Here is a 26,041-nt window from a genome sequence, read left to right as displayed (position 1 = left end):
GCTGAAATAAGTGCTCCTATACACTTATTTCAGCGTTTTCGCGTTTCTAACCTTACTTTTATGTGAAATAGTTGCACCTGCGCACTTATTGTACAATTTGGCGAGCTTTTGCGGAAAATAATTGCATATAAGCACTTATTGGGCCTTACGTTGAATCTTATGGATGGAATCTTATTAGACGCTTTTTATTAGAAGTATCCTATTCATCATTTCTTGTTGAATGCGTCTTATTCAGCATTTCTTATGGGGCGCGTTCCATTACGGCATATACGCGAACCAATAATCGGCTTCGTATTTACGTTCAAGGGCTTCATTTAAACTTGGAAACCGGACCTGGGCGTTGAAAGCATCTTCTATTCGAAAAAGTTGATGAGTTTGCGTACACGCCCTAGTAAGCGAATCGACGATGATATTTTGAACAGTAGAGCGATGTCCCGTTCCGATGCCTCAAGCTTCCGGATCAATATGCGCAGAGTCGACATATCGGCCGCTCGCCGGAACAGCAATCCGATCGAATTCGCTGCTCAAATGTTCGAGTCCCTGTATCAGCTCTTCACCGGCCATCGGTTCACCGTGTCCGGTAACGGCCGAAGAAGGGCGAAGCGCAACAAGGCGTGCGACCGACGTACGCGCCGCTTCCCAGTTGGGTGTGAAATACGTTGGAGGACCGTGGATCTCGCGCCGCTGAGTAAGAACGGCGAGCGCTGATTCCTGTTTGACCGTAATAAAGGCATCGCCCACGATCAGCGTGCCATCCATACTGCGAAAGAATGAGACATGACCTTCGGAATGACCCGGTGTGTGCAGCCAGTGCCAATCCGGCAGGAAAGGTACGCTGCCGTCGGCTGGCAGTGCACGTACACTGGAGCCGATATCAATACCTTTGTTCGGATACAGAGGAGCCGATGCCGCCATCAGGCCGCCTCCGACGGTTGGGTCGCCGGGCGGATAGTCGGCTTTGCCGGTAAGAAACGGTAGTTCAAGCTCGTGAGCGTATATAGGCACATCAGGGAACAGTTCGATCAGATCGTCGATTGATCCGGTATGATCGAAGTGACCGTGCGTCAGCAGAATCGCCTGCGGCTTTTCAGTGCCGAAACGCTCTCTGGCGGCGTTTATAATCTTGGACGCGGAGCCCGGCATACCTGCATCGACGAGTACCCACTGACTGCTGCCGGGCATACCGATCATGATCACGTTGGAAATCATGGTACGCATATAAGTGACGTCTTCGGGAAGTCGACCTTCGGGACGACTTGCATCCGGGGAACCGGCATTTGGATAATCTTGCATAAGATCTGCACCTCCGGGGATTTGAAATGGAAGAATAAACAAGATAGAAGAGTTGCCCTGTTTTACCCTTCAGAGAGAGCGCTGACACACCGGAGGAAAGCCTAATTTGCACGGATTTGTTCAGATGAAGGGAAGCGAAGCTTAGTATTGGGATCACTTTCGCAATAAGAGCATCAAATTGCCGCACATAAAAAAAGACCGGATTCCCTGAGAAAGGAAGCCCGATCTGCATGATCGAAAAATGCGTCTTACAGCGGCGGATTGGCATGACATTTGCGGCACACGGGAAAATAACGGTCGTTACCGCCGATCTGGATCTGCTCGCCCGTATAGAGCGGCTTGCGGTTCTCGTCGATTCTCAGCGCCATCGTCGCTTTGCGTTCGCAGAACCAGCAGATCGTCTTCATTTCCTCGATCTTGTCCGCATACAGAAGCATATATTGACTGCCTTCAAACAGTTCGTTGCGGAAGTCGTTTTTGAGACCGAAGCCCATGACAGGAATGTTCAGCTCGTCCACGATACGCGTCATCTGCAGCACCTGCTCTTTGGTTACGAACTGTACTTCGTCAAAGAGTACGCAGCTGATTTTCTGTCCATGGTAGTTCTTCACTTCGTCGTACAGATTGGTGTTCGGGTAGACCGGAATCGCTTCGCGCTTCATCCCGATGCGGGAAGACACCAGGCCTACTTCTCCACGATCGTCGATTCCGGAGGTGAAAATCAGGACGTTTTTATTCTGTTCTTCGTAATTATGGGCTACTTTCAGGATCTCGATTGATTTCCCGCTGTTCATTGCTCCGTATTTGAAAAAAAGCTGTGCCATCGTATTCGCTCCTTAGCTCTGAAGTCCGACCTCCATTGTAGCAGACCTTTATTGCAGCAGGAATGACTAGGCGGAAAAAGAAAATTCAAAACCCCTTTACATACCCCTATGGGGTATATTAGAATGAGGATAGACAAGATCATACACCGATTCTATGGAACCTTTCAAAAGGAACCGGCGATCGACATGAAGGGAGTGGAGGTATGGCCGTTCGTAACCGTACGGAAACAACTCATGAGCATGAGAGCTGCCAGATATCCGGAGAAGATGGCAAGATTCCGAGAAAAAGTCATCACTCCGAGGAAACCAAGAATAATCTCATTTCCCGATTGAACCGTATTGAAGGTCAGATCCGCGGCATTAAGGGCATGGTCGAGAAGGATACGTACTGCGATGACGTTCTGAATCAGATCGCTGCTGCGCAGTCCGCGCTGAACAGCGTTGGCAAGCTTCTGCTGGAAGGTCATATGCGAAGCTGTGTAATTGAACGGATCGAAGCGGGGGAGACGGAAGTGATCGACGAGCTGTTGATTACGGTTAATAAATTGATGAAATAAAAAGTTCATAAAATCCCCAAAGCGACTGTAATCCAGATTTTCGCTGCAAGACGGTTTAACTTGCAACGAAAATCATCCGGGGAGCGATTTGATCGAATTTATGAACTTCAAGAATGGAAAGCTCCCATACTACAAATTCAAGGAGGAATTATCCATGCAAACTACAACTCTCAACGTTGAAGGAATGTCCTGCAACCACTGCGTGAAAGCTGTCGAAGGAGCGGTCAAGGAAGCCGGAGCCGAAGGCAAGGTCGATCTGGGTGCCAAGACGGTAGACGTGTCGTATGACGAAGCGGCAGTCAGCCTGGACAAGATCAAAGCGGCTATCGAAGACCAAGGATATGACATCGTCTAAGACGAGAAAAAGAAGTCCGGGAGACGCTTAACGAGCTTCGAACGGACTTTTTGTTTGATATTTTTTATACCCCCCATGGGTATGAGAGGAGGTTGTTCGCATGCAGACAAAGACCGAAACACAGCCCGCCAAAGAACAGGTGAATACCCGGCAGGCTGCCCTGCAGATCGGCGGGATGACTTGTGCAGCCTGCTCGGCGCGGATCGAGAAAGGGCTGAAGCGGATGCCGGGCATCGCCGATGCCAATGTCAATCTAGCATTGGAAAAAGCGTCTGTCGATTATAATCCGAAAGAGACCGACCTGACCAAGATCCAGCGCAAGATCGAATCGCTGGGATACAGTACGGTCAAGGAGTCGTCGGACTTTGAGATCGGCGGGATGACCTGTGCAGCCTGCTCGGCGCGGATCGAAAAGGGCCTGAACCGGATGCCGGGTGTACTGAGTGCCAGTGTCAATCTGGCGCTCGAAACGGCGCATGTTGAGTATTCGCCGGGCGCAGTTGAGCCGTCCGATATTATGCGGAAGGTACAGCAGATTGGTTACGAAGCCAAGCTGAAGGGGGAAAGTGGTGGGCGCGATCGCAGCGGCGAAGAACGCAGTCGAATCATTCGGCTGTTGATATCCGTGCTGCTGTCGCTGCCGCTGCTGTGGGCTATGGGCGGACATTTCTCGTTCACTTCGTTCATTTACGTGCCGGAACTGTTCATGAACCCGTGGTTTCAGATGGCACTGGCAACTCCGGTACAGCTGATTATCGGCTGGCCGTTCTATGTCGGCGCGTACAAAGCGCTGCGCAGCGGAAGTGCCAATATGGATGTGTTGGTAGCACTGGGCACGTCGGCAGCCTACTTCTACAGTGTGTACCTGACCGTTCGCTGGGCGGCAGACGGAAGTGACGGCGGAGGAATGGCGGGAATGGACGGTATGTCAGGTATGGCCGGACACGGCATGCCGGAACTGTACTTTGAGACAAGCGCTGTACTTATTACATTGATTCTCGTCGGCAAGTGGTTTGAAGCCCGGGCCAAAGGCCGCTCGTCCGAAGCGATCCGCAGCTTGATGGGTCTGCAGGCCAAGACGGCGATCATTGTAAAAGACGGAGCCGAACTTGAGGTTGCTGTCGAAGAAGTGGTGCCGGGAGATATCGTTCGGGTGCGTCCCGGCGAGAAAATTCCCGTCGACGGCATCGTGACGGAAGGCCGCTCGTCCGTCGATGAATCGATGCTGACCGGGGAAAGTCTGCCGGTGGACAAAGAAGCGGGAGAGCTTGTCACCGGAGCGACAATCAATAAGAACGGCTCGCTTCTGATGCGGGCGACCAAGGTCGGACGGGACACGGCGTTGGCGCAGATTGTACGCGTGGTCGAAGAGGCGCAGGGATCCAAAGCGCCGATCCAGCGAATGGCCGATGTCATTTCCGGCATTTTTGTACCTATTGTAGTCGGAATTGCGGCCGTGACGTTCCTTGTCTGGTATTTCGCCGTGCAGCCGGGTTCTTTCTCCGAAGCTTTGGAAAAAGCGATTGCGGTGCTTGTTATCGCCTGTCCATGTGCGCTGGGGTTAGCGACACCGACTTCGATCATGGCCGGGTCCGGCCGGGCGGCGGAGTTTGGCATCCTCTTCAAGGGCGGCGAACATCTGGAAGCCGCCCAGCAGGTGGACACGGTCGTGCTGGACAAGACCGGTACAATAACCAAAGGCAAGCCGGAGCTGACGGATGTTATCGTTTATGGTAAGGGCGGACTTGCATCGAATACAGCTGGAGCCGTATTAAGTGCTTCTGAAGCTGCCACGAGCGCAGCCGGATCTCTAACTATCTCGGCTGGATCTCTCGCAAGCTCGGCAGGAGCGCTCACAAGCTCGGCCGAAGAAGAGCTGCTGGCGCTGGTCGGCGCAGCCGAAAATGCTTCCGAACATCCGCTGGCCGAAGCGCTGGTGCGCGGAGCGGGAGAGCGGGGCGTTACGCTGCCTCAGGCAGATCGTTTCGAGTCGCTGCCAGGGTACGGTATTCGGGCCATGGTGAACGGCACCGAAGTGCTTGTCGGTACGCGCCGGCTGCTTCAGCAGAACGGTATCGACGCATCCGCTGCACTTCCGGATATGGAACGGCTGGAGAGCGAAGGCAAGACGGCGATGCTTGCTGCCGCAGATGGACGTCTGGCCGGCGTGGTCGCCGTTGCGGATACGTTGAAGGAATCTTCGCCGGAAGCGATTCGCCGTCTGCGCAGCATGGGTCTGCGTGTCGTCATGATTACCGGCGACAATCTGGCGACAGCGCGCGCGATCGCCAAGCAGGCCGGCATCGACGAAGCCGATGTGCTGGCCGAGGTACTGCCGGAAGGCAAAGCGGCCGAGGTGAAGAAGCTGCAGGAAGCCGGCCGTATCGTCGCTATGGTCGGCGACGGGATCAACGACGCGCCGGCATTGGCAACGGCGGATACGGGCATGGCGATCGGCACAGGAACCGACGTAGCGATGGAAGCTGCGGATATTACGCTGATGAGAGGCGATCTGAACGGTATTGCGGACGCAATCGAGATGTCTCGTCGTACAATGCGCAATATTCGTCAGAATCTATTCTGGGCGCTTGCCTACAATGTGATCGGCATTCCGGTGGCTGCGGCAGGATTTCTGGCTCCCTGGCTGGCCGGAGCAGCAATGGCATTCAGCTCCGTATCGGTCGTGCTTAACGCGCTGCGTCTGCAGCGGGTCAAGCTGTCACGGTTGCGGTAAGCTTCATTGCAGCTGTAATAGTTGCGGCAGCGGTAAATACAGCCGTAACCGCAACCGTAATCGTGACGGCAGTCGTAAATACAGCGATAGCCGCAGCTGTAATAGACACGGCAGCCGTAAATGCAGTCATGACCGCGGCCGTAATCGTGACGGCAGTTCCGATCGCAGTTATGACTGCGGCTTCAACTGCAGAGTAGATTCCAACCATAAATGTGGCGAATATGGCGAAAGCTTTTCGGATGATCCCAATTCTGTTCCTCTACTCAAGCTGTACGATAAGGCTCCGGCCTGTTCGTACAGCTTTATTTTTTTAAAAAAGGAGCACCTTTGAACTGACTGAATCCTGAATAAGGCATAAAATTTTTGCATTAGTGAGTCTTTTGCCAAATTCTCGCGTATATACGCAAAAGGCAATTGAATCCGGTTACAAAGTGAAAAAGGCGAAAGAACCGGAAAGAAGGAGGGCTCACAATGAGCGGAACAAGAAATCGGGCACGCAAAAAAATTCCGGCACTGGCTGCTATGGCTTTGATGACGGCACTCACCGGATCGGTTCTGCCTACAGAGCGTGCTGCGGCTGCTCCGGCCGGAAGCGAAACGGGAAAAACCGGCGGGGAAGCGAAAAAGTCTTATAAAGGTTCGAAGCCGCGCCGAGATTGTGCTTCAACGGATAAGGTATCCGAGGCGTCCGGGGTATCCGATGCATTTCTCGAAGAGCATCCTTCATGGAAAGAATAGCCGCTTGCCATTTCTATTAAGATGCGGAGGAAATAAGTCTATTCTGTGACATCTCTATTTTAAAATTACCATTTTATTTCCATAAACCTGAGTCAAAATTACGAAGCAACGTTAAATATACACAAAGCTCGGCCGATATGTAGGAAAAGATGACCCGAAGGGAGAGAATAGGATGAGCAGAAGCCGCCGGGGAATCCAACACCATCTGCCGTTTACCGCCGCTTTCGCGCTCATTCAGGTACTGCGGGAGCCTTTAAGTAGACCAGATGTGGATGTGAATGTGAATGTAGACGCAGCCCAAAACGGATTACGTATAGGAATGGACACGGACACGGGATCGCCAAGTGAGCCGCTGTTTGCTCAATCAGATCCTGAAGAGATGTTCTTGCCACAATCTCACGAACCATTTTGTAATGACTTTATGAATGCGCTTTCTAAAGATCCGTTAAGTGAAGATTTTTTAAGAAAAAAACGTTATGAAGAAAGAGATTGAGAAAAAAGGGAAACGAAATAGAGAATAAGAATGAGAAAGGAGTCGAGAAAGAATCGACTTTCCTTATCCGGCGAGCCTTTATTATATACATCTTCATTTCAGGGCCTGTACGCAAACTTATTTAAGCTAGAATGGAAAGAGTCTATTAAAGGTGTAAGAAAGAAAAAAGAAAATAAGTGCGTATCTACACTTATTTTTCTCGAATTTTTAACTTTCGCTGAAATAAGTGCTCTCATACACTTATTTCAGCGTTTTCGCGTTTCTAATCGTACTTTCACGTCAAATAGTTGCGCCTACGCACTTATTATACGATTTGGCGACCTATTGCCGAAAATAATTGCATATACGCACTTATTGAGCTTTAACGTTGAACTTTAACGTTGAATCTTATTGATAAAATCTTATTATTCATTTCTTATTAGTCGCTGTTTATTAGACGCATTATTCATCATGTCTTACGGAATGCGTCCCATTATGGCCTGTACGTGAACCGATAGTCGGCTTTGTATTTACGTTCAATGGCTTCTTTTAAATTGGAAAACCGGACCTGGGCGTTGAGGGAATCTTCTATTCAAAAAGTTGATGAGTTTGCATATACGCCTTGGTGAATCATCATTGCAGCGAACAGATCAGCGAGAAATTGAAGTTTCTTGAAGGCGAAGGCCCCTGCTTGCTGCAGGGGCTTTTTGTCACGAAACTTTATAAGCATCGGTAGTTTTGTCAAATCTGTCGTGTGCACTTACAGATACGCTTACCGATACGCTTAAGGATACGTTTACGGACACCAATCCTCATAGCCTTCTTCGCTCATACCAAATTCTCCCTCTATCAATGCCGCTTGCGTGTCGTCAGACAGGGTTTCATAATAGATAAAGAAGCGGATAATGTTGGGCATACAACTTCCGTACAGATTCTATTCAGAAAGAAGGCATTCCGAATGAACGATACAATTTCTCTATTAATGAACCACCGCTCGGTGCGCAAATATACCGATCGTCCTGTTACGCAAGAGCAGCTTGAGGCAATCGTCGCAGCTGGTCAGATGGCTTCCAGTTCCAGCAATGTTCAAGCCTATACCGTTGTAGCCGTGACCGAGCCGGAGCTGAAGAACAAGCTGGCCGACTATGCGGGAAACCAAGCATATATCCGGGAGTGTCCGGTGTTTCTCGTCTGGTGCGCAGATCTTTCACGTTTGAAAAATGCTGCCGATACGCATGCACCGGAAGCCCGTTCCTATGAAGGGGCGGTAGAGAACTTTGTCGTAGCAACGGTAGATGTGGCGCTGGCTTCGCAAAATGCGGCTGTGGCAGCAGAGTCTCTCGGATTGGGAATCGTCTACATTGGCGGTATTCGCAATGATATCGAAGGCGTGTCCGAAGCGCTCGGCCTGCCGGACCACGTCTATCCGGTCTTCGGAATGTGCGTCGGTTATCCCGATCCGCAGCATGGAGCGGGTCTTCGGCCGCGGCTTCCGCTGGAAGCGGTGCTGCACATGAACGGTTACAACGCTGAGCAGAGCCGGCGCGGCGTCGAAGCGTACGACGAAACGGTAGTGCGTTATATCAGCGAACGTACCGGCGGACAGCGCACGTCGTCGTGGTCGGAGCAGATGGCCGCCAAGCTGACGGCTCCATCCAGATTGCAGCTGCGGGCTTTTCTGGAAAGCAAAGGCTTCAACCGGGAATAAGGATAGAATGGGCATGTGAGACGACTAGTCGCAAGTAGGTTGGCGCCAAAAATCGGGAGAGTGCGCGATGCTTGAATATGTCAAACAATTCATTCGTAACTGGCGCGATTATCCGCTGCAGCCCGGCGATGTAGTCAGGGGACGCTATGAGATCGCCGAATGGCTGGGCATGGGCAGTTACGGTCTGAGCTACCGCTGTATCGACCGGACGGATGGGAGCGAGGTGGCATTGAAGCAGGCGAAGCCGAGCCGCCGTCGTCTGGCAGCGGCGCTGCTGCTTCGGGAACGCGATGCGCTGCTGGCGATGGATCATCCGTTTATTCCGCGCTGCCGGGAATTTTTTGCGGATCGGCGCAGCCAGTGGCTTGCTGCCGATTATGTTCGCGGACGAACGCTGGAAGATCTGATCTTCGAGGAAGGACAGGTATACGAGGAGGCCGATTGTCTGGGCTGGATGTTGGAGCTGCTGGATCGGATCGCTTATGTGCATGCTCGCGGCTATGTGCATCTGGACATCCGAATTCCGAACGTCATGATGGGTGAGTCAGGGCTGTACCTGATCGATTTCGGACTGGCCCGCCGCATTGGAGAAGAGGAAGGATTGGCTCCGGACGGCTCTCCGCTGCCTGCAAGGATGCCTGCCAGAGTGACCTCCGATCTGGAAGACGCCGGCCATCTGCTGCTGTACATGCTGTACTCCGGATACAGTCCGCCTGGCAAAGGTTCGGAGTCAGGGAGTGCCGAAAAACCTTTTGCATGGTATCGTGCGAAGGGAAAGAGGGACGAAAGTGGAAGAGTCGGCGAAAGTGGAAGAGCGGACGAAAGTATGTCCGGGTCTCTGCCAGAGGCCGGTATGTCTTGGCAGCAGGAGTTGAAGCTGTCCGAACGGACCACAGTGCTGCTTCGCCGTCTGCTGCAGTTGGACCATCCTTACCTTAATGCGGAGGAAGCGTCTGCAGCAGTTCGCGTCTGTCTGGAGCATTTGCAGTCATCTTGACTCCGGATAACAGAACTCTTCACCAGCTTGCAGCTCAAAATTGCCCAACCCAAGACGATAAGATTCAAAACTGTAAAATCAAAAAGGTTTACACGCCAAAAAGGCCGTTTCTCCATCCATTGGATAGGAGAACGGCCTTTTGCGTCTGAATTTGCCGGCCTGATGAGAGCGGCTGATCAACTGGAACTTTTCGATTTTCTTTTGTAATACGAGTGACCGTGATTTCCATGTCTGCCGTGCCGGTAATCGGAAGACGAGGAGCGTGAATATCTAGGGCTGTCGCTGCTGGACCCATAACGGTGACCTCTGCGGCGAGGAGCACTGCTTGATCCGCGTTTACGTCCTGAATGTGAAGAATGACCGGCCGAATGAATGATCTTGTCGACGATTTTTTTGAACATTGATAATTTCCTCCTTGAATGTAGTTGCTGCCTTTTCGTGCGGGGTTCTGGTGATGAGTAAGATACGTACATCTGGGCCGCACGTTTCAAGTCTTTTTGAAGTCGGCGGTAAGATGAAGAGGCTCTGCTGAGAGTTACCCGATTCCGTGTACACAGAACATTAGGCTCAGATAAAAAAGCAATGGCCTTAACAGGTTGAGGGATGCTTGGCATTTCCTGCCCGGTTTACATAGGAAGGTATCTCCCGGTACACTGGATACAGCAAGTTGGTGAAAAAGCGTTCGTGAAATTCATATCCAGGGGGAATTGATATGCTAAGCATGGAGCAGATTCGGGAAGCACGGGACTTTATTGCAGAAAAGACGCAGCATCGGCCGACGGTTGGGTTGATTTTGGGATCGGGTCTTGGAACGTTGGCGGATGAGATTGAAAATGCAGTCGTGATTCCCTATTCCGAAATTCCGTATTTTGCGAAATCGGAAGCGATCGGGCATGCGAATGAACTGGTAATCGGAGAGCTGAAAGGCAAGACGGTTGCAGCCATGAAAGGCCGATTCCATTATTACGAAGGATTCTCGCTGCCGGAAGTAACGTTCCCGGTACGGGTGATGAAGGCGCTTGGCGTAGAAAATGTGATCATTACCAATGCCTGCGGCGCGGTCAATACGAGCTTTAATCCGGGCGAATTGATGCTGATTACCGATCACATCAACCTGGTCGGCAGCAACCCGCTGATCGGGCCGAACAACGATGAGCTTGGCGTGAGGTTCCCGGATGCTTCGGAGGTATACAACCGGAAACTGCGCGAGTTGGCCTCCAGCGTTGCTGCGGAGCAGGGAACAAAGCTGCAGCAGGGGGTATATGCCTGGTGGAGCGGTCCCGCGTATGAAACACCGGCAGAGATTCGCATGATCCGTACGCTCGGCGGCGATGCAGTAGGTATGTCGACGGTACCGGAATCGTTGGTAGCGGTGCACGGAGGAATGAAAGTTCTCGGTATTTCCTGTCTGACGAACATGGCCTGCGGTATTCTCGATCAGCCGCTGAGCCACGATGAAGTGATTGAAGTGGCCGCACAGGTAAGAGAGAAGTTTGTCGGACTGGTAAAAGGCGTGCTGGAACGCATGTAGCAGCCGGAGCTTCAGCGCCAGACACTTCATCTGGAGTCTGGAGTCTGCAGTCTGCAATCGGAATCTGGAACCACGCATTGGAAAACTTCTATTAAAAAAGTCGATGAGGCAGTACATGCCTCATCGACTTTTTCTTTAATTACGATCATAGAAGCGCCGGGCGTTCTCCAACAGCTGTGCACGGGCTTCGGACTCGTCCAATCCGCGCAGCCGGGCCCACTCGCGGCACACTTCTGCTGTCATGGACGGGTGTGTACTGCGGCCCTCAAACGGTCCTTCGAAAGGCCAAGGGCCGTCTGTTTCGCTCATCACGAGAGATTCGGGATAGAGGAGGGCAAGCTGGCGGATTTCTTCTTCGTACAGAAGATCCGGCGTAAACGAGATAAAAAATCCGTTGGCAATCATCCGCTGGACAGTCGCCTCGGAACCTTTGAACCAGTGGAAATGGGCCTGCGTTACGCCGTGACGCTCCAAGAGATCGCATGCGATATCGGCATCCTCGTACACGGCATGCAGCACGATCGGCAGATTATGCCGTGCGGCAAAGGCAATAAACCGCTCCAAGAGGCGGATATAGCCCGCCTCGTCCAGCGTCTCGCCGCGCTCGGCCGCTTCCAGCCTGCTGTAATATGGCAGGCCGACCTCGCCGACCGCTGTCATGCGCGGCGGATCATCTTCTGCGCCGGCATCGCTGTCCACCAGAGGCAGAAACACGGCGTTTCCAGAGTCCGCCGTAGACAGGGATACGGCGTTTATGGTGTCCGCCGCAGACAGAGACACGGCGTCTCCGGTGTCCGCCGCCGATAAAGCCGCGTCAGCCCCGGTATCCGCCATTGACGGCGAAGTACCGGCACTTCCATCAGTACGCGCCTCCATCCAGGCGAACAGGGCTTCCTCTTCCGTGGCATTGGGAAGAGGCTGCTCGGGGTGAAACCCGTAAGCCGGGCGCACCAGGCCCGGGTACTGCTGCGCCAGCCGCTCGGTCCGGCGGGCGGATTCCAGGTTCATCGAGACGGCGACGACGAATTCGCCGCCTTCATTCCGAAATTCGCGGAGCATCCGCGCCGCGTCTTCGGGAGGATACTGCTCCAGATGAATATGCGTATCGGCCAGTTCGGCATTTCTGACAATCTTCACATGGTTGGCGTTCATGACGAATTGGCCTCCTGTTTCGGTCTTGGACCTTATCCTCGGACTCGGACCTCGTCCTCGGTCTTGAATCTCATTCCGGTTTTGAATCTCATCTCCGGTTCTGAACCTCATTTTCGATCTTGGACCTCATTTTGCTCTGTACTTCATGCTCAATCTCGATTTCCCTACAGAATCCCGCTTATATCGGAGCTTCGGGTCTTGCGCTGCTCTTCTTTCATCAGGCCGGTCAGTTCGCGGCGCAGGGCGAGAAACTCTGGCGATTCCGCAATCTCTTCGCGGCGCGGCCGAGGGAACGGAACTTCGATCCGGCGCAGGACGGCAGAAGGACGGCCGGACAGGACATAGATCGTATCGGAGAGCAGCAGCGCTTCCTCGATATGGTGCGTGACAAACAGGACGGAACGCCGGGTCTCTTCCCAGATGTCGAGCAGCCAGGTCTGCATCTCGCTGCGGGTGAAGGCGTCGAGCGCACTGAACGGCTCGTCCAGGCACATCAATCCATGCGGACTGAGCAGGGCGCGAACAAACGCTGCGCGCTGCTGCATGCCGCCCGACAGCATATGCGGATAAGCCTGCTCGAATCCGGCAAGCCCGGCGCGTTCCATCCAGCGCCGGGCTTCGTCCAGCGTTTCCCGGCGCGGTATGCCGTTGACCTCGTGGTCAAGGACGACATTGTCCTCGATCGTGCGCCACGGGAACAGCGCGGGCTGCTGCGGCATATAGCCGATATGGCCGCGCTCGCCGTTGATGACGCGGCCGTCCAAGCGGATCTCGCCTTGTTCAGGCTGCAGCAGACCGCCGATCAGATGGAACAGCGTGCTCTTGCCGGAGCCGGAAGGTCCGATTAGGCTGACGAATTCACCTTCGTGAACCTGCAGCGAGACGCCGCCGATCACCGGCAGCGGCTTGCGCTTGCTGCCGAACGACTTGTGCAGGCCGGACAGCTCCAGCTTAATGGGAGCGTCACTTTCGCTTCCCGCTTCCGCACCGCGCCCGATCCGCCGGTTTTCTTTTTCCGATTTGCTCATCGCAGCTCTCCTCCTTCCGTATTCCCGCTTCGCCGTCCGCCGCGGATAACGAGCCGTTCAACCAGCGTGACCAGCAGGAACAGCAGCAGGCTGAGCACGACGATAATCACGATTGCGGCGAAGATGCGGTCGGTGCGGAACGCCGATTTTTGCAGAATCATATAGTAGCCGATTCCTTTCTGCGCGCCGATCCATTCCGCGATAACCGCACCCATAACACTGTACGTCGCCGCAATGCGCAGTCCCGAGAACAGGGAAGGAAGCGCATGAGGGAACTCCAATTTGCGAAAAATCTGCACCCGATTCGCGCCGATCATACGCATATAGTTCAGCATCGTCCGGTCGGTCTGTGCAAACCCGTCCATCGCCGAGACGGCGACGGGGAAGAAGCAGACGAGCGTAATGACGATAATTTTAGGCAGCAGCCCGAAGCCGAACCAGATCATCAGCAGCGGTGCCAGTGCAATGGTCGGTACGTTTTGGCTCAGGATCAGCAGCGGGTAGAGCGCGGATTTGAGCAGAGGGACCAGATGCAGCACGCAGGCGACGAGCAGACCGACCGACGAACCAATTGCAAATCCGATCAGTGTCAACTGAAGCGTGGACAGCGTATGCATCCACAGTGATTCCGCGCTCTTCGATGCTTCTCCGGCAATTACCGAAGGGGAGGGCAGAATCCAGGCTTCGACGCCGAAAAAGCGTACCGCAGCTTCCCATGCCGTCAAAAAGAAGAGGACCGCCACAAAGGGCGGCCACGCGAAGCGGAACCATTGATTTAAAGTCGGACGCAGGCTCATGGACGGTATTTTGCGGTCAGACGCTCCATGCTGATGCCGTCCGGACTCGGATAATGCGCGATTTTGATCTGCGAGATGACGCTTGGCGCACCGGCTTCGGTGAGCGCTTCGTGCATCTGCTCCACAATCTTCAGCAGCTCCGGCAGTTCGCCTTCAAGCGTCGTTTCCAGTGCGTGAACTTCGTATTTGACGCCGGAGCGCTGGATGACTTCAATTGCTTTGTCTACATAAGGAATGGAATCTTCGCCGTTCGGCGTTTTAGGAATAACCTGAATACTGAGTAGAGTCGTAGCCATCTGTAATCTTCCTCTCATAAGTAAAAGTCTCACGAATAAAACTTGAAAGAACAAAAAGATAAGAGTCAAAAGCCCAAGGTTTTGACATGCAAACATCGGGAACCTGAACTTCTGACCTCTGTACAGAACGAAGGGAGCATCGACATTCTAAATGTGTGGCCTCCGTACAGAACAAAGGGAGCAGCGGTCATCCGAATGTTCGGTCTCTGTACGGTACGGAAGGAACTAAGGAGCCGCCGCTTACTGCGCTGCCGGCAGGTAATCGTTCGTGAACGCCTTGGTGGAATCAAACTCGCCTTCAAGCAGATTTTGCGAACTCATCCACTTGCCGTAGTTCTGCCAGACTTCAGGCTTCTGCCAGCCCCACTGCGCCGCGTCGTCCTGGTATTTCGGGCTGAGCCATTCCTGGCTGGCTTTGACCAATTCGGGATCAAGATCCGGTACCGCTTTGATCAGGATGTCGGCCGCTTCCGCAGGATGTTCAATCGCGTATTGATAACCCTCGGCTGTCGCTTTCATAAACGATCGAACCAGTTCGGGATCGTCCGAGATCTGCTTTTCGTTTGTCACAAGCACTGGCGTATAGTAGTCGAGACTGTCGGAATAGTCTTTGACGTACAGCATGTCGATCGGTTCGTTCCGCAGTTCCGCTTCAATGCCGGTCCAAGCGTAGAAGATCCAGGCGAAGTCGATGTCGCGTTTAACTGCGGTGAAGAAGTCGGCGTCGCCCATATTGATCTTCTCTACTTTGGAGACGTCGCCGCCTTCCTGGTCCATGATTGACTGCATAACGGCTTCTTCGACCGGGGAGCCCCAGCCGCCGTAGCGTTTGCCTTCGAAGTCCTTTGGGGATTTGATGTTTCGGTCGGTCGGAGCGGCAAAGCCCGATGTATTATGCTGGATGACCGCTGCGATCGAGACAAGCGGAACACCTTGTACCCGCGCCTGGGTTACACTTTCCTGATAGCTGACGCCGAACGGCACTTCGCCGGAAGCGACCATCTGATCGGCACCGCCTGCGCCCGGCTGGAGAATCGACACGTTCAAGCCTTCTTTTTCATAAAATCCTTGATCAACCGCCGCGTACAATCCGGTATGGTTCGTATTCGGTGTCCAGTCCAGCACGACGCTTACATCGCGCAGCTGCCCGGTTTCGGTGTTATTCTCGCTTGTTCCTGTTTCTCCGGTACCTGCAGTTGTTCCGCCGCCGGAACCTCCCGAGCACGCGGTCAGCGCCAGCATTAAGGCTGCGATCGGAGCAAGCCATTGGATTCTTTTTCTGTTCCCCTTTTGTGTGCCATTCATGTGTTCATTTCTCCTTTTACCGTATTGCCCGTGTCTTCATGCCCGCCAGAACGCCAAAAAAGCGCCCCGGATTCCGGGACGCGTAACGTCGATGCAAGCTGCGGGCACTTCTCGAGACTGCCGAAAAGCGGACACCGCTTAAACGTTCCTACGCTGGCATTACCCAGATCAGGTATAAGGGTCAGTATCTGCTTGGGATACACTCTCAGCCGGCCATACTTCCGGCACCCCCCGGGGGATATGAAATTTCGGGTTGCTTCCGTGTCATTATATCCCTTGGAGCAGACACTGTCCAGCCAGCAAGCCAACTACAGACCTATTCCAACATGATCCATTCTAAAGTCACCTATGTCAAAGCAAGCCTATTCTAAAACAGCCTCTGTCAAAACGATCTGTTCCAAAACATCCGAGGTTCACTTTCGTCTGTTCGGGTACTTACTATTAGAGAGGCGCACGATGCGCAATCTTCACTTGAATATATTCTATCTGACTTAGGAGGCTTTATACCATGGACCAACAACAGCTGGAACAGAAAATTACGGAAACTCTTGAACGCAACCGTTTCGGGTCTTTCGCCACGGTCGAAGGCGGCCATCCGAAAGTGCGTTATATGACCGTATTCAATGAAGGAATGACAATCTATCTCGTAACGAGTTCCCAAACGCACAAGGTAGAAGAACTGGAGAAAAACCCGAATGTAGCGCTGCTGCTCGGCTTCGAACAGGGCGGTACACAGGATGAGGTTCAGGTTCAAGGTACGGCGGAAATTACCCGTGACGAAGAACTGCGCAAGAAACTGTGGAACGACACGTTCGAACAGTGGCTTGAAGGACCCGACGATCCGAATTATGTGGTGCTGAAGATTACGCCGACTCGTGCAGAGTATGCGAAGAACAAGCATGAGATCGAGGTATGGGAAGCTTAAGGTTCTCTCTATTTGTTTTATCGAAGACCCGGATTCCGAATGGACTTTTGTCTGTTCGGAATCTTTTTTTGGTCTTATTCAAAAAATCCCCTTCAAATCTCGAAAAGAACTTATAAATGGACGGAAAAATCCCGATTCTAATAAAAGGTGTTAGAGCCGTAAGTGAGGATTAATCCCCTGCTTGCTAGGTAAAAAGAATCATTGTAAAGTGATAAGTATACACCGATTCATATGTAAAGAATTACGTTTCGAGAAAATAACGGGAGGTTCCTCAATTGATGAATCATATTTGCAGCAGCTGTCAGCCCGCCAGACCGATCGAGGACTGGGGAACCGTATATCTTCGTCCGATCGGCAAATTGTTGGGCCGACTGTTCGAAGAGCAGAAATGGACAACTGGCAGGGAAAACGGTGAAGCGGATGCCCTTTATGTATCTTATTCAAGCAAGGAACAGTTCCTGGCGCTGGCGGAATGGCTTAACAGCCTGCCGCTTGAATGGACTGAACCGCTTCAAGTTAAAGTCTGCGGCGAGAACGACTCGCCCGCTCTGTTGGAATGGCTGCCATTCTCCCAGCTTGCCGCACGTTTCCAAAACATGCACATGGTCAGCATTATTATGGAGGAGAAATTCACGAGTTTTCTTCAACCGATCGTGGACGAACAGGAAAACGTCGTCGCCTACGAATTTTTGCTTCGCGCCGCACCGGGCGAAGAGCCGTTCAATCCCTTCGAGTTGTTTGATGTCGCGCGCCGTACAGGCATGCATTCCTTTTTGGACCGAGCTGCGCGTATTTCCGCAATCCGGCGAAGTGCCGAGCTTCTGCCGAGAGGCATCAAGCGGTTTATCAATTTTCTTCCGTCGTCGATCTACAATCCGGATTACTGCTTGAAGCATACGTTTGCCGCTATCCAACGGTATAATCTGGACCCGCAGGACTTTGTGTTTGAAGTAGTGGAAACGGAACAGATCAACGATATGGCGCATCTGCAGCGTATTTTCAACGTGTATCGTTCGCATGGCGTATCGGTAGCATTGGACGATGTCGGCTCGGGATTTTCGACGCCTGAAGTGCTCAGCCAGCTGAAGCCGGATTTTGTGAAGATCGACCGCGGTCTGATCGACCGGTGCGACGAATCGGAAGAGAAGCAGCAGCTTATTCTCGATATCGTGCAGCGCTCGAAAGAATTCGGCGGTACCGTATTGGCGGAGGGGATCGAGCGCCGCGAGGAGTACGAGTACTGCCGCAGTGCGGGTATCCGCCTTGCGCAGGGTTATTTCTTCGGACGTCCATCGGCGGAGCCGCTGCCTGATCAAATCAAACGATGAATTAAACGATGAATCAAATGGTAGAAATGAATGACAGATCAAAAGGCTTCCGGAATTTCCCGGAGGCCTTTTGTTGTTCACTTTTTTGAAAAAGCTGAAACTTTCTTGCACAGTTCTGTAGGTTTTTCAAAAGACGGTCACTATGTTACATTAAAAAGGTGTGTCTGCGGCTCTTAACAGCGGGCGAATACATAAGGAAAGTGGGAGAGAAGAAAGATGGAAGAAACCTGGCTATGGCTAAAATATTTGATTCTGGGCATCGTTCAAGGCGTAACCGAACCGATCCCCGTTTCATCAAGCGGACATGTAATTATCGCTCAGCGTTTGCTCGGCACGGAGCAGACGGGTCTGACCTTCGAGATTCTGACCAATACGGCCTCGCTGCTGGCAATCATGTTTATTTTCCGGCACGATATCTGGAGATTGATCTCCAACACTTGGAACTATCTGCGCACGCGGCGCGCGGAATACAAATCCGACTTTATGTTCGCGGTATACGTCGTGGTGGGCACGATTCCGACCGTCATTATCGGGCTGCTGCTCAAGGATTGGATCGAAGCGGTATTCTCGTCGATCAAGACGGTCGGCATCGCGCTGTTCGTGACCGGTATTGCACTCTGGCTGATTCGCAATCTGCGCGGACGCAAACAGGACGGAGACCTGACGATGAAGGATGCGCTGTTCGTTGGCTTCGCCCAAGCGGTCGCTCTGATTCCGGGCATCAGCCGTTCGGGAGCTACAATTGTAGCGGCGATGGGAACCGGTATGAAGCAGGATACGGCTCTCCGTTACTCGTTCATGCTCTATATTCCGGCGAGTCTGGGCGCAATCGTGCTGAGCCTCTCCGATGTCATGGAAGCTTCGGGAGAAACAGGCATGGGCCTGCCGTATACGCTGGCCTTCATCGCCACGCTGATTACGACTTACTTCTCCATGAAGTGGCTGATGGGGATCATGGCCAAGGGTAATTTGAAGTACTTTGCTTATTACTGCTTTGTAGCGGGGATTGTACTGTTGATTGTTTTGTAAGATGGGGAAAAAGCGTGCTTCTCTTAATGAGAAGCGCGCTTTTTTTGGTTGTGGGGAGATAAGCACTGCCTCGTTTTAGGGGCTAATACATACCCTTTATTTCATTCGACAATTTATGCATTGTATTTGTCATACATTCTTATTATAAGGATACCAAATTAGGTACATTATCATAGTCAAAAGTTACATACAAACTATTGTAATCTTATTCCATAAACTATAATCTAACACTGGTTATTTAAACTAATTAAAGGGGCGAAAGCAGTTTATGAAATTAGGGACAAAAAAGTCTACGGCAGTTATATTGGTATTTTCCATGTTAACTGTAGTGGGCTCAACGATATATGCAGCCGATTACCAATATGATTCTCTTAATCGTGTTACTTCGGTAGAAAAAGAAGGTAAGACGACGAATTACACCTACGACCAAGGCGGCAATCTACTTAGCGCAACTTCCACATCAGCAACCTCTATTCAACAAACTAATATTATTGCAGGGTGGACTCCCTTCATGACCCAAGGCATGAGCCCTTATTACGAGACAGAAGCCCTTAACGAGAATGGCGACTTGGCGAGTAACGACTCTGTTTCCGTAACAGACAGCACATACGGAGAGTCTGCGAGCACGGCTGCAGTGCAATTCATCACGTTAAATGCGGATCGTACGGGTGTAGCAAATATTTATCGGGATATGGCAGTGCAAGGCGATGTCGGCTATACCTATCAAGGCCAAGTGAAAACCGAACAAATGAAAGACGCGGCAGTTCAGGTCGTTGTGAACTATTACGACGAGCAAAACCGTCTTATTAAATACGATAATCTATTGAACGTGAAGCAGGATACGGATTGGAAAAGTTATCATACGAATCTGATTGCCCCTCCTCAAGCGGTGACGGCACGGATTCATTTGCAGGTCGTTTTGCTTGAGGCAAATGGTCAAGCTAAAGCAGGGTTTGTGGATCGTACATTTAAGCAGGCTGCATCCCAAGGAGGTCAATGATGAAGTCTCAAAAGTATGTTCGTGCATTCTTGCTTGCCGCGATTTTGCTGCTGCCTCTTTATGTGATGAAAATCCCGTTAGCGGAGTCGGCGGGAGTAACTTCGTATACGCTTGCTCCCGGACGGAGTGTAACAGTCACTCATTCAAATACATCAATGTTTTATCTTTATATGGAAGGTGCGAGTTATGAGTATGCCCATTATACCAGCACAGGAAGCATACGCTCGTATAAGGAAGATTCAGGCAGAAAGTCACGACAAGTTTATAGTGGCGATAGTCTGGACATAACCAATCGCTCCAATTCCAACATGACAATCGAGACAACAACTAAAGAGTTCGATTTATGGGGGAAAAACAGTTCTGCTCTTGAGCGAAAGACTTTGGAACCCGGTGATAGTATGAGAACTCAAAATAGTGACCCTGATCGAAGTCACAGTATTCGCATAGGCGGAAAGAGTGCGAATATAAGAATAGAAGACGGTAATTACGTTCCTACTAGTTTTACGCGAAATTCTGCAGCGGGATCGGATACAATAAGTTCTAACTCTTGGATTTATATCACCAATCGGGATGACAGGTCTTTTGATGTGATTGGTCCTGGAAGAAAATTTTATTTCCAGCATCATTACGGAACGGTTGATTTTCGATATACAGTTCCGAACAGCGGCTCTCTTCAAGCTACCAATACATCTGATAAAAATTACTATGTCTATATGGATGGCAGCGGCACTTATGAATACTCCATATATGACAAAGACGGTTCCCTCGCTTCTTCCGGATCAAGCAAGCTGGTGAGCAAATTGGTTAAGCCGGGACAACGATTTGTTATGACCAACGCTTCAACTGCACCAATGATTGTATCTGGAGCGAATCATGCCTTCTCCACGACTACACAAGTAGAACCGCCGATGATCACCAAAACACTTGCGCCGGGCGCCAGTTTCAAAGTGAAGAACACTTCTGATGAGCAAATTAAATTATTAATGGATGGCTCCTATGAATATGCCGAGTACGATGCTTCAGGCAAAGTAGAGCGCTATAACGACGGCAGCGTATTGTCTACTTATTATGTGCCAGCCGGCAACGTTGTCGTATTTACAAATCGGTATTCGACGACTCCGGTTACCATCAAGGTTCCAAAAGAATCATCAGTATATTCCGATTCTGCTAATCCGGCGCTGTATCATCACAACTTGGCACCGAGAGCATCATTGGAGGCAAGTAATTCAAGCGGTGCTGCGGCAGCATTCAAAGTCAGCGGGCACTACGATTATGCTCTTTACGACACTCTGGGAATATCCAAGTACAGCGCGGACGCTCTAACCAGCAGCTTCCAGTTAACTCCGGGAGAGCGGGTTGCTTTTACCAATGTAGGAGACAGTACAGACGAAATTTACGCGCCTTATGAAGCTTTCCAATTTTCAACCCGTACCGAGCCGATTACCTTCACACGTATATTGGAACCCGGTCAAACGCTCAGGGCAATAAATACCTCTCGTTATTCATTTAATGTTGCTGCTGATAACGCGCATCATTATGTGATCTATCGTCAGACGGATAATCGTGTTGACAGCTTCAGTAATCCGATTAAAGCGGATACTCACTCGGTCACTAAAGACGAAAAGATACTTGTGACTAATAGTGGGACAAGTCGTTTGACAATAACAGGACCCTTGGATGCTTTTGTTTTAGCCAACCGTTCAGAACCGGCTCTTTACAAAGGCTATATGAATCCAGGCGAAAGTATGAAGTTATCCAATAACAGTCCTGGGAATTTTAATGTGTATACAGACGGCACATATGATCAATCCAGCTATAAGACCGATAATTCTTTACGTTCGCTGGATCATGATCGTACGTCAAGTTCACTGCTGCTGTACAGTGGCGAGAGAGCGACAATTACCAATTCAGGAAACACGCAGTTTGTCGTACTTTCTCCATATGACGTTACGTCCGTACAGGCAAGTTCGAATCCAGCGCTGCTCATTAAGCAGCTTGCTGTTAATCAGAGTACGGAATTTACAAGTAAGGCTTCGTCTACAGAATCGATCTATTTCACAGGGCGTCACGATTTGATGGATTACGATACCGCTGGGAAGCCGGATAGTTATGTGAGAAGAACGGTTACCGGTTACCGTTCGGTTGCGTCTGCCCAAAAAGTGGCCGTCATGAATACGGATGAAACGCCGATTGAAGTCTATGGTGCGTATGAGCTGTACACTGCAGAACATCGCGTTCATCCGGTAACTTTTGTGAAAACATTGACTCAGGGACAGAGTTTGGATTTCACAAACACGGCAACCAAAGCATTTTCTATTTCTCCTACCGGTCATTATGACTTGGCGCAGTATGCAGGCAATGAACCTGTAGAAATCCAACGGGAGATATCTTCGACGACACAGCTTATCTCACTGCAAAACCGAATGGCGATCACGAATCCTGTTGTACAGCCATTGGTCATTGAAGGGCCTTATGACGCCTTCGAGATAAAAACGCGCAGTAATCCGGCTCTATTCAAGTACGCACTCGCTCCGCGTCAAAGTGCGGAAATGAAGTACACAGGCAGCGGTTCGGGAGATGTGAGGCTTACCGAAGCCTATGATTATGCCCGGTTCGAAGAGCAGGCATTGGCTCAATACGGGCGTGATATCAGCCCGGCAAGCAAACAGAGCCTTAAGACCTCGCAGCGCCTTGACGTAATGAACCGAAGCGATCAGAATTCCATTGCTTACGGGGCGTACGATGTGTTTGAAGTGACCGCGCGGGCAAACCCTGTAACGTTCCGTCGAACGTTAAATCAGGGACAAAGCGTCGACATGCTGAATACACAATCGAAAGCCTATAGACTTTATTCGGTAGGCGGGAACTTTGATTATGTAGGTCGACTGGCGACTGGTCTGGTGGATCAGATCGGGTTGGACGCTAATCCATCTACGAAAGTACAACAGGCCGATGAGAAGATCGCAATAACGGGTGTATCGTCTACCCCTACAGTCATTGAAGGGTCGTTTGATGCATTCCGTATTACGGCAAGAACCAATCCCGCATTAATCAAACGTACGCTGCAAGTCGGTGATACGGTAGAAGCGACCAATCTGGAATCTATTACATCCGTACTTCGCATGGGCGGAACGTATGATATGACCGAATTCGAAGCGGATGGCAGCTTTAAGCAATATTCAAGAAATTTATCCGCTACGCCAAGTCAAAATATTCCGGCAGGCGGAAAACTAGCTGTACAAAACAGCGATACGCAATCATTTGTAGTGTATGGTCCTTATGAATCGTTCAAAATAACGGATCGTGCTGCGTCTGTAACATTCAAGAAGGTGTTGAACCCAGGTGAGACTGCGGCTTATATTCAAAACGGCCGTTCCAATATGTATCTCCAGGCGCAGGGCGTATACGATTATGCTTTGTTCGATAATGAGGGCAAGGTTAAAGAATATAATGTAAATATGGATTCGACCCAGATGATTTACAAAGGAGACCGTATCGTCTATACCGGAGCATCTAATCAACCGGTGACGATTTCCGGTTCATATGATGCATTCGTACCTGATACAGCGAAGGGCAAGGCTGTCACAGCCAAAGTGCTTGAAGTTGGCGAAACCTACTCACTTCGCAATATTTCGCCAGGATACTTTACTCTTAAAGTCAGCGGTGTTCATTCGTATCAGCGTTATGATGCATCGGGTGCACTGATTGGTTCTAGTGATCGTATACAGTTCAATCAGGGATTCCAATCCTCCGAGCGCTTGGTGATTGGAAATGTTGATGGGGCTCCGATCACAGTATTGGCGCCAACAGAAGCGATCCGCGTCACGCAGGGAGACGACCTGCTGCTCAAATCACTGGCTAACGGCGAGAGCATGAAAGCTGTCAATAACTCTGGCGGTACGGCGCGTCTGAGTATTAATGGCAAATACGACGTTGCCGTATACGATGCTTCCGGGCAGCCGACCGCGAACTATGAGCGTTTGAGTACAGGGGCATCCGTAGCCGTTCCGACTGGTGGACATTCCATCTTAACCGGACGTCAGACTGCGAATACGACCGTTAACGCCAACAAAGACAATTTCTCTTTTGCCGATCATGATCGCGATGCCTTGTCGATCTACAGCCTGGCAAAAGACAAATGGCTGAAATCATTCAATGTAACAAATAATAGTCATACCTTGAACGTAAACGGCAGCTTCACTTACCGAATTGAGAAGCAGGACGAACAGACCGGTAAGGGTCCGCTGGCGATCGGCGGCGGCAACACGGCCACGATTCACAACACAAGTGGCAGAACAGTGGAAGTCTACAGCCCTTACGGATTGTTCCGGTGGGAAGAGACAACCGAACCGACTGAACCGACCGTGCCGCCAACTTCGGGTACGCCGGTAGCCTCTCTTAGTCCGTCCGATTACGACGAGCAGACGTTCTACGCGGATCCGATCGATACATCGACCGGTGCGCAGATCATTACCAACACGATGCTGGTTGCACACGGCAGCGTGGATATTCCTTTCCAAGCCCAGTACTATTCCCTGCTGCAAGGCGACGGGGCGATGGGCAAAGGATGGAGTCACAACTACGAGATCGGTTTGAAAGAGCTTCAGGAAGGAAGCAGCGTCCGAGTTTACTGGAGCGCGTTCCGCTACAATACGTTTGCTCGTCAAGCAGACGGCACGTATACGTCGACCGACAAAGCGGCACAAGACGATCTGCTCACCAAGAATGCCGACGGCAGCTACACGTTGGAACGTTACGAAGGAACAACGTATCACTTTACTGCTGACGGCGTTCTGCAATCAATGAACACCGCAGGCGGTATCGAGCTGACTCTGCAATATGGCTCGGATGGCAAACTGACCTCTGTGACGGAACCGGCTGCAGGAGCAAAACTTGTACTGGCCTATAATGCTGCGGGTCTCGTAGCTTCCGTAAGCGACCAGGCGAACCGGACGGCAAGCTTCACTTATGACGATGCCGGACGCTTGATTACACTCACTGATCCGGCAGGGCAGAATACGGAGTATACGTACAATGCCGATCATCAGATCGTGACAGGTGCGCTGGCTGGCAAAGAACGCTTCGCCAACACGTATGACGCCGAAGGCAGAGTGCTCAAGCAAACCGACGGTTTGGCGGGTAATGTCACGACCTTTGCTTACAGTGAAGCCGAAGGTCTGTTCACGACGACGATTACCGACCGCAACGGCCATGTACAGAAACGGATCCATGACGCCAATCACCAATTGGTCGAAGTCCAGGATGCGCTGGCCGGCAAGACGACGTACACGTATGACGAAAAAGGCAACCGGACCAGCATCACCAACGCGCTGGGCCAGAAAACCACATTCGAGTACGATGACAAAGGCAATGTAACAAAAGCGACCGATCCGTCGGGAGAATCCATCTCGATGACTTACAACGCTCGCGGCGATCTGCTGACCGCAACCGGACCGGACGGCAGCAGCGTCACCAGCACGTATGACGATAGCGGTCGCCTACTGAGTACGACCGATACGGAAGGGAACACAGTCACCTACGCTTATAATGACAAAGGGCAGCTCCTTTCAGCGACCGATCCTCAAGGCGGGAAGACCCAATACGGCTACGAGGGTAACCGTCTGACCCGTGTGACTCAATCCACCGGCGAAGTGGATATCATCGGCTATGACGCCGCCGGACGGATGACTAGCCAGACGGACGGCGACGGCAATACATCCAAGATCGTCTACAATGACGGCGAGCAGTTAACGGCCGTCATCAATGCGTTGGGTCATCAGAGCAGCTATGCGTACGACGACCAGAACAATCTGACGAGCGTAACCGATGCAATGGGCAGCGTCACTCGTTACACGTATGACAACAATGGTCAGTTGACAAGCATAACCGATGCGCTCGGCGGCAAAAGTACGATTCAGTACGATGCCGAAGGCCGCATGACCGGCGTAACCGATGCTTTGAATCGCACAACG

At 51.4% G+C, this 26,041-nt stretch carries 22 protein-coding genes and 1 riboswitch; of the genes, 13 read left to right on the top strand and 9 right to left on the bottom strand.

The genetic code is table 11. The features are described from left to right. Positions 1-447 precede the first annotated feature (447 nt). Both F456_RS0120680 and F456_RS0120675 read right to left on the bottom strand, forming a co-directional pair. Positions 448-1,293, bottom strand: a complete 846-nt coding sequence (locus F456_RS0120680; RefSeq protein ID WP_018978942.1) for an MBL fold metallo-hydrolase — start codon at positions 1,291-1,293, stop codon at positions 448-450. A gap of 248 nt (positions 1,294-1,541) precedes the next feature. Beyond that, the gene (locus F456_RS0120675; RefSeq protein WP_018978941.1) at positions 1,542-2,117 is read right to left on the bottom strand and encodes a thymidine kinase; all 576 of its coding nucleotides are present in this window, start codon (positions 2,115-2,117) and stop codon (positions 1,542-1,544) included. 203 nt (positions 2,118-2,320) lie between these two features. Between F456_RS0120675 and F456_RS0120670 the strand changes: the two genes are divergently transcribed. The 3 genes from F456_RS0120670 (at position 2,321) to F456_RS0120660 (ending at position 5,763) form a co-directional block, all read left to right on the top strand. Further along, complete coding sequence (locus F456_RS0120670; protein ID WP_018978940.1) at positions 2,321-2,674, top strand: metal-sensitive transcriptional regulator; 354 nt, start codon at positions 2,321-2,323, stop codon at positions 2,672-2,674. Positions 2,675-2,828: 154 nt separating this feature from the next. Continuing rightward, positions 2,829-3,029: a copper ion binding protein gene (locus F456_RS0120665; protein ID WP_018978939.1), complete on the top strand. Its 201-nt coding sequence runs from the start codon at positions 2,829-2,831 to the stop codon at positions 3,027-3,029. Positions 3,030-3,129: 100 nt separating this feature from the next. Then, positions 3,130-5,763, top strand: coding sequence for a heavy metal translocating P-type ATPase (locus tag F456_RS0120660; protein WP_018978938.1), 2,634 nt, complete (start codon positions 3,130-3,132; stop codon positions 5,761-5,763). Here F456_RS0120660 and F456_RS23225 read toward each other — a convergent pair. Beyond that, on the bottom strand, positions 5,741-5,971 hold the full coding sequence (locus F456_RS23225) for a hypothetical protein (RefSeq protein ID WP_018978937.1): 231 nt from the start codon (positions 5,969-5,971) through the stop codon (positions 5,741-5,743). The genes F456_RS0120660 and F456_RS23225 overlap by 23 nt on opposite strands. Before the next feature lie 263 nt (positions 5,972-6,234). Between F456_RS23225 and F456_RS0120650 the strand changes: the two genes are divergently transcribed. The 4 genes from F456_RS0120650 to F456_RS0120635 all read left to right on the top strand — a co-directional run bounded on the left by F456_RS0120650 (position 6,235) and on the right by F456_RS0120635 (position 9,678). Then, on the top strand, positions 6,235-6,501 hold the full coding sequence (locus tag F456_RS0120650) for a hypothetical protein (protein ID WP_018978936.1): 267 nt from the start codon (positions 6,235-6,237) through the stop codon (positions 6,499-6,501). 172 nt (positions 6,502-6,673) lie between these two features. Next, a complete protein-coding gene (locus tag F456_RS0120645; protein ID WP_018978935.1) occupies positions 6,674-6,994 on the top strand; it encodes a hypothetical protein in 321 nt (106 codons plus the stop codon). A gap of 937 nt (positions 6,995-7,931) precedes the next feature. After that, positions 7,932-8,681: an oxygen-insensitive NADPH nitroreductase gene (gene nfsA, locus F456_RS0120640; RefSeq protein ID WP_018978934.1), complete on the top strand. Its 750-nt coding sequence runs from the start codon at positions 7,932-7,934 to the stop codon at positions 8,679-8,681. 67 nt (positions 8,682-8,748) lie between these two features. Beyond that, positions 8,749-9,678: a serine/threonine protein kinase gene (locus F456_RS0120635; RefSeq protein ID WP_018978933.1), complete on the top strand. Its 930-nt coding sequence runs from the start codon at positions 8,749-8,751 to the stop codon at positions 9,676-9,678. A 176-nt stretch (positions 9,679-9,854) separates the two neighbouring features. Here F456_RS0120635 and F456_RS24130 read toward each other — a convergent pair whose 3' ends face one another. Next, positions 9,855-10,079 carry a hypothetical protein gene (locus F456_RS24130; protein ID WP_083923766.1) on the bottom strand — a complete coding sequence of 75 codons (225 nt, stop codon included), beginning with the start codon at positions 10,077-10,079 and terminating at the stop codon, positions 9,855-9,857. Positions 10,080-10,390: 311 nt separating this feature from the next. On the opposite strand from F456_RS24130, the gene F456_RS0120625 reads away from it, so the two are divergent. Further along, positions 10,391-11,209, top strand: a complete 819-nt coding sequence (locus F456_RS0120625; RefSeq protein ID WP_018978931.1) for a purine-nucleoside phosphorylase — start codon at positions 10,391-10,393, stop codon at positions 11,207-11,209. A gap of 135 nt (positions 11,210-11,344) precedes the next feature. Here the strand turns inward: F456_RS0120625 and F456_RS23835 are convergent, their stop codons facing one another. The 5 genes from F456_RS23835 to F456_RS0120600 form a co-directional block, all read right to left on the bottom strand. Further along, complete coding sequence (locus F456_RS23835) at positions 11,345-12,361, bottom strand: TatD family hydrolase (RefSeq protein WP_018978930.1); 1,017 nt, start codon at positions 12,359-12,361, stop codon at positions 11,345-11,347. A 164-nt stretch (positions 12,362-12,525) separates the two neighbouring features. Next, positions 12,526-13,389 (bottom strand): ABC transporter ATP-binding protein, encoded by an 864-nt coding sequence (locus F456_RS0120615; protein WP_018978929.1) that lies wholly within the window; start codon positions 13,387-13,389, stop codon positions 12,526-12,528. Continuing rightward, positions 13,386-14,186, bottom strand: coding sequence for an ABC transporter permease (locus tag F456_RS0120610; protein WP_018978928.1), 801 nt, complete (start codon positions 14,184-14,186; stop codon positions 13,386-13,388). The genes F456_RS0120615 and F456_RS0120610 overlap by 4 nt, the downstream gene beginning before the upstream one ends. Further along, the gene (locus F456_RS0120605) at positions 14,183-14,482 is read right to left on the bottom strand and encodes a thiamine-binding protein (protein ID WP_018978927.1); all 300 of its coding nucleotides are present in this window, start codon (positions 14,480-14,482) and stop codon (positions 14,183-14,185) included. The genes F456_RS0120610 and F456_RS0120605 overlap by 4 nt, the downstream gene beginning before the upstream one ends. Positions 14,483-14,722: 240 nt before the next feature. Further along, complete coding sequence (locus F456_RS0120600; protein WP_018978926.1) at positions 14,723-15,787, bottom strand: ABC transporter substrate-binding protein; 1,065 nt, start codon at positions 15,785-15,787, stop codon at positions 14,723-14,725. A 128-nt stretch (positions 15,788-15,915) separates the two neighbouring features. Continuing rightward, positions 15,916-16,029: riboswitch (TPP riboswitch) on the bottom strand. A 266-nt stretch (positions 16,030-16,295) separates the two neighbouring features. On the opposite strand from F456_RS0120600, the gene F456_RS0120595 reads away from it, so the two are divergent. The 5 genes from F456_RS0120595 to F456_RS23215 form a co-directional block, all read left to right on the top strand. Then, the gene (locus tag F456_RS0120595; protein WP_018978925.1) at positions 16,296-16,712 is read left to right on the top strand and encodes a pyridoxamine 5'-phosphate oxidase family protein; all 417 of its coding nucleotides are present in this window, start codon (positions 16,296-16,298) and stop codon (positions 16,710-16,712) included. Positions 16,713-16,990: 278 nt separating this feature from the next. Further along, positions 16,991-18,040 carry an EAL domain-containing protein gene (locus F456_RS0120590; RefSeq protein ID WP_018978924.1) on the top strand — a complete coding sequence of 350 codons (1,050 nt, stop codon included), beginning with the start codon at positions 16,991-16,993 and terminating at the stop codon, positions 18,038-18,040. A gap of 216 nt (positions 18,041-18,256) precedes the next feature. After that, a complete protein-coding gene (locus tag F456_RS0120585) occupies positions 18,257-19,069 on the top strand; it encodes an undecaprenyl-diphosphate phosphatase (RefSeq protein ID WP_018978923.1) in 813 nt (270 codons plus the stop codon). A gap of 268 nt (positions 19,070-19,337) precedes the next feature. Further along, entirely contained in the window at positions 19,338-20,069 is a 732-nt protein-coding gene (locus F456_RS0120580; RefSeq protein ID WP_018978922.1) for an RHS repeat domain-containing protein, read from the top strand. Positions 20,070-20,656: 587 nt separating this feature from the next. Beyond that, positions 20,657-26,041, top strand: a 5,385-nt coding sequence (locus F456_RS23215) for a DUF6531 domain-containing protein (protein WP_040925441.1), incomplete at its 3' end; no start/stop codon positions are given.

It is taken from the genome of Saccharibacillus kuerlensis DSM 22868 (assembly GCF_000378145.1).
Taxonomy (GTDB): domain Bacteria; phylum Bacillota; class Bacilli; order Paenibacillales; family Paenibacillaceae; genus Saccharibacillus; species Saccharibacillus kuerlensis.
This window is presented reverse-complemented; position numbering and strand designations above follow the sequence as displayed.

Bases quoted from the DNA above. Each gene is read 5' to 3' on its own strand.
- F456_RS0120645 (WP_018978935.1), top strand. From the start codon at position 6,674: ATGAGCAGAAGCCGCCGGGGAATCCAACACCATCTGCCGTTTACCGCC.
- nfsA (WP_018978934.1), top strand. From the start codon at position 7,932: ATGAACGATACAATTTCTCTATTAATGAACCACCGCTCGGTGCGCAAA.
- F456_RS0120580 (WP_018978922.1), top strand. From the start codon at position 19,338: ATGAAATTAGGGACAAAAAAGTCTACGGCAGTTATATTGGTATTTTCC.
- F456_RS23225 (WP_018978937.1), bottom strand. From the start codon at position 5,971: ATGGTTGGAATCTACTCTGCAGTTGAAGCCGCAGTCATAACTGCGATC.
- F456_RS0120665 (WP_018978939.1), top strand. From the start codon at position 2,829: ATGCAAACTACAACTCTCAACGTTGAAGGAATGTCCTGCAACCACTGC.
- F456_RS0120625 (WP_018978931.1), top strand. From the start codon at position 10,391: ATGCTAAGCATGGAGCAGATTCGGGAAGCACGGGACTTTATTGCAGAA.
- F456_RS24130 (WP_083923766.1), bottom strand. From the start codon at position 10,079: ATGTTCAAAAAAATCGTCGACAAGATCATTCATTCGGCCGGTCATTCT.
- F456_RS0120615 (WP_018978929.1), bottom strand. From the start codon at position 13,389: ATGAGCAAATCGGAAAAAGAAAACCGGCGGATCGGGCGCGGTGCGGAA.
- F456_RS0120605 (WP_018978927.1), bottom strand. From the start codon at position 14,482: ATGGCTACGACTCTACTCAGTATTCAGGTTATTCCTAAAACGCCGAAC.
- F456_RS0120595 (WP_018978925.1), top strand. From the start codon at position 16,296: ATGGACCAACAACAGCTGGAACAGAAAATTACGGAAACTCTTGAACGC.
- F456_RS0120650 (WP_018978936.1), top strand. From the start codon at position 6,235: ATGAGCGGAACAAGAAATCGGGCACGCAAAAAAATTCCGGCACTGGCT.
- F456_RS0120680 (WP_018978942.1), bottom strand. From the start codon at position 1,293: ATGCAAGATTATCCAAATGCCGGTTCCCCGGATGCAAGTCGTCCCGAA.
- F456_RS0120660 (WP_018978938.1), top strand. From the start codon at position 3,130: ATGCAGACAAAGACCGAAACACAGCCCGCCAAAGAACAGGTGAATACC.
- F456_RS0120635 (WP_018978933.1), top strand. From the start codon at position 8,749: ATGCTTGAATATGTCAAACAATTCATTCGTAACTGGCGCGATTATCCG.
- F456_RS0120610 (WP_018978928.1), bottom strand. From the start codon at position 14,186: ATGAGCCTGCGTCCGACTTTAAATCAATGGTTCCGCTTCGCGTGGCCG.
- F456_RS0120675 (WP_018978941.1), bottom strand. From the start codon at position 2,117: ATGGCACAGCTTTTTTTCAAATACGGAGCAATGAACAGCGGGAAATCA.
- F456_RS0120585 (WP_018978923.1), top strand. From the start codon at position 18,257: ATGGAAGAAACCTGGCTATGGCTAAAATATTTGATTCTGGGCATCGTT.
- F456_RS0120590 (WP_018978924.1), top strand. From the start codon at position 16,991: ATGAATCATATTTGCAGCAGCTGTCAGCCCGCCAGACCGATCGAGGAC.
- F456_RS0120670 (WP_018978940.1), top strand. From the start codon at position 2,321: ATGGCCGTTCGTAACCGTACGGAAACAACTCATGAGCATGAGAGCTGC.
- F456_RS0120600 (WP_018978926.1), bottom strand. From the start codon at position 15,787: ATGAATGGCACACAAAAGGGGAACAGAAAAAGAATCCAATGGCTTGCT.
- F456_RS23835 (WP_018978930.1), bottom strand. From the start codon at position 12,361: ATGAACGCCAACCATGTGAAGATTGTCAGAAATGCCGAACTGGCCGAT.